The organism is Micromonospora sp. NPDC004540, from assembly GCF_040610095.1.
Classification (GTDB): Bacteria; Actinomycetota; Actinomycetes; order Mycobacteriales; family Micromonosporaceae; genus Micromonospora.
In genome coordinates, this window is record NZ_JBEXLR010000168.1 from 1 (window position 1) to 7,117 (window position 7,117).

At 73.7% G+C, this 7,117-nt stretch carries 6 protein-coding genes; 2 read left to right on the forward strand and 4 right to left on the reverse strand.

Translation table 11 applies throughout. The features are described 5' to 3' along the window. Positions 1 to 55 precede the first annotated feature (55 nt). Both ABZV78_RS30825 and ABZV78_RS30830 read right to left on the reverse strand, forming a co-directional pair. Positions 56 to 1,642 (reverse strand): DHA2 family efflux MFS transporter permease subunit, encoded by a 1,587-nt coding sequence (locus tag ABZV78_RS30825; RefSeq protein WP_355644251.1) that lies wholly within the window; start codon positions 1,640 to 1,642, stop codon positions 56 to 58. Between the two features lie 163 nt (positions 1,643 to 1,805). Continuing rightward, entirely contained in the window at positions 1,806 to 2,738 is a 933-nt protein-coding gene (locus tag ABZV78_RS30830) for an AraC family transcriptional regulator (protein WP_355644253.1), read from the reverse strand. Between the two features lie 81 nt (positions 2,739 to 2,819). Here ABZV78_RS30830 and ABZV78_RS30835 point away from each other — a divergent pair, with 81 nt between their 5' ends. Then, positions 2,820 to 3,320 (forward strand): anthrone oxygenase family protein, encoded by a 501-nt coding sequence (locus ABZV78_RS30835; RefSeq protein ID WP_355644255.1) that lies wholly within the window; start codon positions 2,820 to 2,822, stop codon positions 3,318 to 3,320. A 12-nt stretch (positions 3,321 to 3,332) separates the two neighbouring features. Here the strand turns inward: ABZV78_RS30835 and ABZV78_RS30840 are convergent, their stop codons facing one another. Together ABZV78_RS30840 and ABZV78_RS30845 are read right to left on the reverse strand one after the other, a co-directional pair. Continuing rightward, a complete protein-coding gene (locus ABZV78_RS30840) occupies positions 3,333 to 3,896 on the reverse strand; it encodes a DUF305 domain-containing protein (protein WP_355644256.1) in 564 nt (187 codons plus the stop codon). A gap of 71 nt (positions 3,897 to 3,967) precedes the next feature. Then, entirely contained in the window at positions 3,968 to 4,711 is a 744-nt protein-coding gene (locus ABZV78_RS30845; RefSeq protein WP_355644258.1) for a lytic polysaccharide monooxygenase, read from the reverse strand. A 240-nt stretch (positions 4,712 to 4,951) separates the two neighbouring features. Here ABZV78_RS30845 and ABZV78_RS30850 point away from each other — a divergent pair, with 240 nt between their 5' ends. Next, positions 4,952 to 7,030: a cellulose binding domain-containing protein gene (locus ABZV78_RS30850; protein ID WP_355644260.1), complete on the forward strand. Its 2,079-nt coding sequence runs from the start codon at positions 4,952 to 4,954 to the stop codon at positions 7,028 to 7,030. The last annotated feature ends 87 nt before the right edge of the window (positions 7,031 to 7,117 follow it).

The window sequence follows — 7,117 nt, forward strand, 5'->3', positions numbered from 1 at the left end:
CGAGCCTGCCCGGATCGGGCCGGCGGGAACGCGCCCCGCGGCCCGGTCCGGCCGGTCAGTGGATCGGGACCGGCGTGGGACGCTGACCCTCCCCCGCCTCGCCGTCGAGCAGGTGCGACGGCTCGCGCCGGCGCGGCAGGAGCGCGGCCGGGATGAAGGTGAGCAGCACCAGCCCGAAGCCGACCCAGAAGGTGGTTGCGAAGGAGCTGGCCGCGAAGTCGAGCCCGCGCTCGATCAGCGACGGCGGCACCGGGAACTGCTGGAGCAGCTCCGGCCGCAGCTGCGTGCCGATGGCCAGCGAGGCCTCGGTGACCGGCTTGCCGCTCGGGTCGGTCGCGCCGGGGATCACCTCGGAGCCGTTCAGCCGGCTGGTCAGGATCACCGACATCACGGCGGCGCCGACCGAGCCGCCGATCTGCTGGAGGATGTTGACCAGCGTCGAGCCGCGGGCCACCTCGGCGGCGTTCAGCGTCTTCAGCGCCGAGGTCATGATCGGCATCATGGTGCCGCCCATGCCGAGGCCCATCACGAACAGCGAGCCGCAGAGCAGCCAGTAGGACGTGTGCGGGTCGACCTGGGTGAAGGTGAAGAACCCGGCGGCGATGAGCACCAGCGCGAACGGCACCGTGCGGCCGACCGGCACCTTGTCGGCCAGCATGCCGGCGATCGGCATGGTCAGCATCGCGCCGATGCCCTGCGGAGCCATCAGCAGGCCGGCGGTCAGCGTCGACTCGCCGCGGATCTGCAGGAAGTAGCTCGGGAACAGCAGGCCCGCGCCCATGAACGCGATGATGAAGACGAACAGGGTCGCGGCGGCAATGGTCAGGTTGCGGTTGCGGAACAGCCGCAGGTCGAGCAGCGGGTGCTTGGGCCGGAACGAGTAGAACACGAAGGCCACCACGAGCACGGCGCCGACCAGCATGGGCAGCCAGACGCTGTTGTCGCGGATGGTGCCGGCCTCGGGCAGCGAGGAGACGCCGTAGAGGAACAGCGCCAGGCCGGGCGAGAGCATGAGCATGCCGAGGAAGTCGAACGACTCCGACGGCTCGGGGTTGTCCTTCGGCAGGGCCAGCTGGGCGTAGATCAGGGCGATCAGGCCGATCGGCAGGTTGATCAGGAAGATCCAGTGCCAGCTGGCGGTGTCGATCAGCCAGCCGCCGAGGATCGGGCCACCGATCGGGCCGAGCAGCATCGGGATGCCGAGGACGGCCATCAGCCGGCCGATCCGGTGCGGGCCGGCCGCGCGGGTCATGATCGTCATGCCGAGCGGCATGAGCATGCCGCCGCCGAGGCCCTGGAGCACGCGGTAGCCGATGAGCTCGCCGATCGAGTCGGCGGTGGCGCACAGCCCGGAGCCGATGGTGAACAGCGCCAGCGCCACCATGTAGAGGCGTTTGGTGCCGAACCGGTCGGCGGCCCACCCGCTGAGCGGGATCACCGTGGCCAGCGCGAGGGTGTAGCCGGTCATCGTCCACGCCACCCGGGCGTACGAGGCGTCGAACTCGTTCTGGAACGTCGGCAGCGCCACGCTGACGACCGTCACGTCGAGGATCGACATGATCGCGCCGAGCACGACGACGCCGGCCACCTTGAGTACCGCGGCGTCGAGTTTGTTCGATGTCGCGACAGGTTGCTGGGTCACAAACAGTCTCCTGGTTCGGGTCCGGTCGGGGGCGGCGGCGGCGCCGCGCGCCGGTGAGGGCGCGGGGTGACGTGCGGCGGGGCGGCGTCCGGCAGGAAGCGTAGCCACGGGCTGCGACATCGCGCGGCCGGTTTACCGGGATCAGCGCCGACGCGGACCGTGCTCAGGCCGTGGCGCGGTGGTCGCGGGGATTGACGCCACGGACCCGTTTGAAAGCCGCGCTGAGCGCGAAAGGGCTGCTGTAGCCCACACGGCGGGCCACCGCGGTGAGGGTCAGCTCGGTGTCGCGCAGCAGGTCGGCGGCGAGCGTGAGGCGCCAACTCGTGACGAAGGTCATGGGCGGCTCGCCGACCAGTTCGGTGAACCGGCGGGCGAACGCGGCCCGGGAGGCGCCGGTGGCGGCGGCGAGGCCGGCCACCGTCCAGGCCCGGGCCGGGTCGTGCTGGACCAGCCGGACCGCGCGGCCGACCACCGGGTCGGCGTAGGCCCGGTACCAGCCGGGCGGTTGTGCGCCGGGTCGGGCCAGCCAGGTGCGCAGCACCCCGATGACGAGCAGGTCGAGCAGCCGGTCCAGCACCGCCTCCTGGCCGGGGCCGTCCCGGTCCAATTCGGCGGCGAGCAGCGCGACGACCGGCAGGTCGCCGTCGGCGGCGGTCAGCACCACCAGCGGCGGCAGGGCCGCGAGCAGGCCGGCGCCGAGCGCGCCGCTGCTGGCGTACGTGCCGGTGAGCAGGGCGGTCGCGCCGTCCGGCCGGGTGCCCCAGGTGCGCAGGCCCAGCGCCATGGTCTCGGTCAGCTCCTGCCCGCCGAGGGTGGTGCAGCGCTGCCCGGGATGGATCACCACCTGCGGCGGGGTGTCCGGCTGGTCGGCCACCGTGTACGGGTCGGGCCCGCGCAGCACGGCCACGTCGCCGGGGCGCAGCAGCGCCGGCGCGCCGCCGTCGGGCCCCACCCAGGCGCTGCCCCGGACCACCGTGGTGACGCTCAGCGGGGCGGCGTCGCGGACCCGGATCGACCAGGGCGGGTCCATCACGGTGCGAAGCAGGAAGGCGTCCCGGGCGCGCAGCCCGCGGAGCACGTCGGCGAGGACGTCCACCCCGTGAGGGTAGACGCTCGCGTATGGTTCGGGGCGTTCCGGCCATGGAGCGTCCACCGCTTCCGGTGTCTGATGGACCCCATGATCGCATCGAACATCCGGGCCGGCGTGCTGCTGCTGGCCACGGTGACCACGGGGTTGATGGCGGGGCTCTTCGCGGCCTTCGCGTACGCGGTGATGCCGGGCCTGGCCCGGGTGGACGACCGGGCCTTCGTCGCCGGCATGCGCTCGATCAACCAGGCCATCCTCAACGGCTGGTTCGCGCTCTGCTTCGGCGGCGCGCTGGTCTGCACCCTCGCCGCGGTCCTGCTGCACCTGCCGGCCGGGCAGCGCGGGCCGCTGCCGTGGCTGATCGCCGCCCTGGTGCTCTACGTGCTGGTGCTCGCCGTGACCGCGGCGGTGAACGTGCCGCTCAACGACCGGCTGGAGGCGGGAGCCGCCCGGCTTGTCGATCCGGCGGAGCTGCGCGCCGTGTTCGAGAGCACCTGGGTGCGCTGGAACGTGGTCCGGGCGGTGCTGAACACGGCGGCCCTCGGCTGCCTCGGCTGGGCGCTGCTGGTGGCCCGGTCGCTGCCTGACTGACCGGCGTCCCGCTCACCGCGCGCCCAGCTTCGCCAGCAACGCGACCTCGGCGGTGCGGGATCGCTCGATCCGGCCGGCCAGGTCGCGTACCCGGGTGCTGGTACCGGCCTGGACCTGGGCGCGGGCCAGGTCGGCCGCGGTCCGCTGGTGCGCGCCGAGCACGTCGAGCAGCACCCGGTCGACCTGGCCGGGCGGGGCGGCCCGCAGCCGGGCCAGCCCCGCGGCGGCGTCGCTGTGCCCGGAGTGGTCGTGCCGCTCGGCGGCCGCCACCGCGGACGGGCCGGCCTCGCGCAGCCACCCGCGCATGGTGGCGAGTTCGTCGGTCTCGGTGGCCTTGACGGCGGCGATCAGCGTCCGGATCTCCGGGTCGGTGGTGCGGTCGAGCCCGAGCCCGACGAGTTCCAGGGTCTGCTCGGTGTGCGCCACCATCATGGCCAGGAAGAGCGCGTCGATGCCGCTGGTCGCGGTCTCGGCGGCCGGCCCGGTGCGGGTGGCGGCGGTGGGCGCCGGCTGGCCGGTGCAGCCGGCCGCGCCGAGCAGCACGGCCAGCAGGGCGGCGGCGAGCGGGCGTCGCATGCCGGTCCTCCGATCGGTGGTACGGCGGGTGCCGGGTGCGGCGCACGCGGAGCGTGGCCGCACCCGTCCGGTCAGATCTGGAGCCACAGCGCCGGCACGTTCGGCGGTTCCCAGCCGGGGATCGCGGTGTGCGCCTGGCGGCAGCGGTAAGTCAAGCCGTTGTAGGTGACCGTGTCCCCCACCTGGTAGGCGCGCCCGGCGGTCCAGGTGCCGCCCGGGGCCGGTGAGCTCGTCGGGGTGGGCGTGGGCCTCGGGGTGGTCGGGGCCGGAGTCGGCGTCGGCGACGGGGTGGGGTTGCCCCCGCCCCCACCGATCTGCAGGTCGACGCAGGAGTAGAAGGCGTTCGCGGTGTCGGCGATGTTCCAGACGGCGAGCAGCTTCTGGCGGCCGGAGAAGCCGCCCAGGTTGACGGTGTGCGACACGGTGGCGTCGGGCTGGCGGCCCCCGCCGTCGACGACCGCGACCCGGGTGTTGCCGATCCAGTACTCCCAGTTGGACGTGGCGTGCCGGGCGGTGTTGACCCAGGTGAAAGTCACCGAACTGCCGACCGAGGTGGCCGGCCAGCCGCGGCTGTCGTCGTTGAGCACGGCGAACTGGGCGATGCCGGCGTGGCAGCTCTTCAGGCCCTTCGGGCCTTCGACGCTCTGCGGCTCGTACTTGATCTGGCCGCAGTCGGGCACCCGGTTCTGCGCGCAGAGCGCCTGGCGGCTGGGGGGCGAGGAGACGTAGCCGTGGGCCTGAGCGGGGGCGGCGACCGCCAGGGTGGCGGTGACGGCACCCGTGGTGAGCAGCGGCAGGGTGATTCTTCGACGCATGGCGGCAACTCCTTCAGGGTGAGGGGAGATGTCCATGAACATAAATTAAACCTTGTTAACAGTAAAGACTCCTGTCTATAAATTAAGCCGCGTACGAGCGGACCTCCTTGAGCGCCCCGGCACCGCCATGGGATTCTGGTGCGTCGATGGCTCAGCGCGGGGCCGACCGTCGTTCCAGGGCACCCGGACACCGGGAGGGCGACGCAGACCGACGATCGCCCGATCCACGAAGGAACCCGCATGAGCAGAACCCCATCCCCCGCGCGCCGCCGCACCGCGTACGTGGCCGCCCTGCTGCTCGCCGCCGCGGCGCCGGCCGCCGTCGACCCGCCCGCCGCCGGCGCGGCGGCCGGCCCCGTGACGGTGACCGTGAACGCCCGGGCCGGGCTGGCCACCGTGCCGGACACCGCGCTCGGCGTCAACCACGCCATCTGGGACCAGCACCTGGGCAGCACCGAGACGTCCGACCTGCTCCACGCGGCCGGCGTGCGGATGCTGCGCTACCCCGGCGGCTCGTACGCCGACATCTACCACTGGAAGACCCACACCGCGCCCGGCGGGTACGTCGCCCCGGACACCGACTTCGACACGTTCATGGCGGCGGCGAGGCGGGTCGGCGCCCGGCCGATGATCATCGCCAACTACGGCACCGGCACCCCCGCCGAGGCCGCCGAGTGGGTGCGGTACGCCAACGTCACCAAGGGCTACGGCGCGAAGTGGTGGACGGTCGGCAACGAGAACTACGGCAACGGCCACTACGGCTCGGCCTGGGAGGCCGACGACCACCCGGACAAGAGCGCCACCCAGTACGCCCGGCTGGTCGTCGAGTACGCCGACGCCATGAAGGCGGTCGACCCGGGCATCAAGGTCGGCGCGGTCCTCACCATGCCGGCGAACTGGCCGGACGGGCTGACCGCCGGCGCGGACCCCGGCCCGTGGAACCAGACGGTGCTGTCGCTCGCCGGGCCGAAGATCGACTTCGTGGACGTGCACTGGTACCCGGGCGGCACCGCCGCCGAGTCCCTCGCCCGGACCGGCCACCTCCCCGACGCCGCCTGGCTGCTGCGCCAGCAGATCGCCCGCTACGCCGGGCCGGACCCCGGCCGGATCGGGATCAGCTTCACCGAGCTGAACGTCGGCGCGGGCCAGAACACCCAGCCCGGCGCGCTGTTCCTGGCCGACGCCTACAGCGGGCTGCTGGAGCAGGGCGTCTTCACCGTGCAGTGGTGGAACACGCACAACGGGATCGGCACGGTCTCCCAGGTCGCCGGGCAGACCGACTACGGCGACTTCGGGCTGCTCTCCAGCGGCGGGTGCACCGCCGACGGGTCGGTCTGCGAGCCGCCGTTCAACACGCCGTTCGCGCCGTACCACGGGCTGTCCATGATGAACCTCTTCGCCCGGGCGGGCGACCAGCTCGTCCGCGCCGGCACCGACCAGCCGCTGGTCGCCGCGCACGCGGCCCGCCGGCCCGACGGCAGCCTGGCGGTCCTGCTGCTGAACAAGGACCCGGACACCGCGTACCCGGTGGTGCTCGACTACGCCGGCTTCACCCCGGCGGACGAGGCGCCGACCGTGCACACGCTGACCAACGGGGCGGCCGGGGTGTCCACCGGACGGTCGGGCGGCGCCGCCGGCCGGACGCTGCCGCCGTACTCGCTGACCACGCTCGTTCTGCGCCCGGCCGGCGCGGCCGGCGGCCAGCCGGGGGCGCCGGGCCGGCCCACCGCCGCGGCGGTGACGGACCGGACGGCGACCGTCTCCTGGCCACCGGCCACACCCGGCGGCGCGTCGATCGCCAAGTACGAGGTGCACCGGCAGCAGGGGGCGGTCAGCGAGCAGCTCGGCGAGACCTCCGGCACCTCGCTCACCGTCGGCAACCTCGACCCGGGCACGCGATACACGGTGAACGTGCTCGCCCGGGACACCGCGGGCCGGGTCTCCTGGTCCTCCCCGCCGCTCACCTTCGCCACCGGCAGCCCGGCGGCCAGCAGCTGCGCGGTGCGCTTCCGCACCGACACCGACTGGGGCAACGGCTACGTCGCGACGGTCGACGTCGTGAACACCGGCCCGAGCGCGCTCGACGGCTGGACGCTCACCTGGACCTGGCCCACCGCCTGGCAGCAGGTGAGCAGCGGGTGGAGCGCCAACTGGTCGCAGGTGGGCGCGGAGGTCAGGGTGACCAGCACCGCCGACAACCGCCGGCTCGCCGCGGGCGGTGGCAGCACCAGCGCCGGTTTCGTGGGCGCGTACAGCGGGCCGAACGTGCCGCCCGGCGCGTTCCGGCTCAATGGCACCGTGTGCAGCACCACCGGGTGAGCCGGGAGCGGGTCACCCCCGGCGGGGTGGCCTGAGCCGGCCGTCGGCCGCCGACGGGGTGGGCGGGGTGCGGGGGGGGGCCGCGCC

Bases quoted from the DNA above. Each gene is read 5' to 3' on its own strand.
- ABZV78_RS30845 (WP_355644258.1), bottom strand. From the start codon at position 4,711: ATGCGTCGAAGAATCACCCTGCCGCTGCTCACCACGGGTGCCGTCACC.
- ABZV78_RS30840 (WP_355644256.1), bottom strand. From the start codon at position 3,896: ATGCGACGCCCGCTCGCCGCCGCCCTGCTGGCCGTGCTGCTCGGCGCG.
- ABZV78_RS30850 (WP_355644260.1), top strand. From the start codon at position 4,952: ATGAGCAGAACCCCATCCCCCGCGCGCCGCCGCACCGCGTACGTGGCC.
- ABZV78_RS30835 (WP_355644255.1), top strand. From the start codon at position 2,820: ATGATCGCATCGAACATCCGGGCCGGCGTGCTGCTGCTGGCCACGGTG.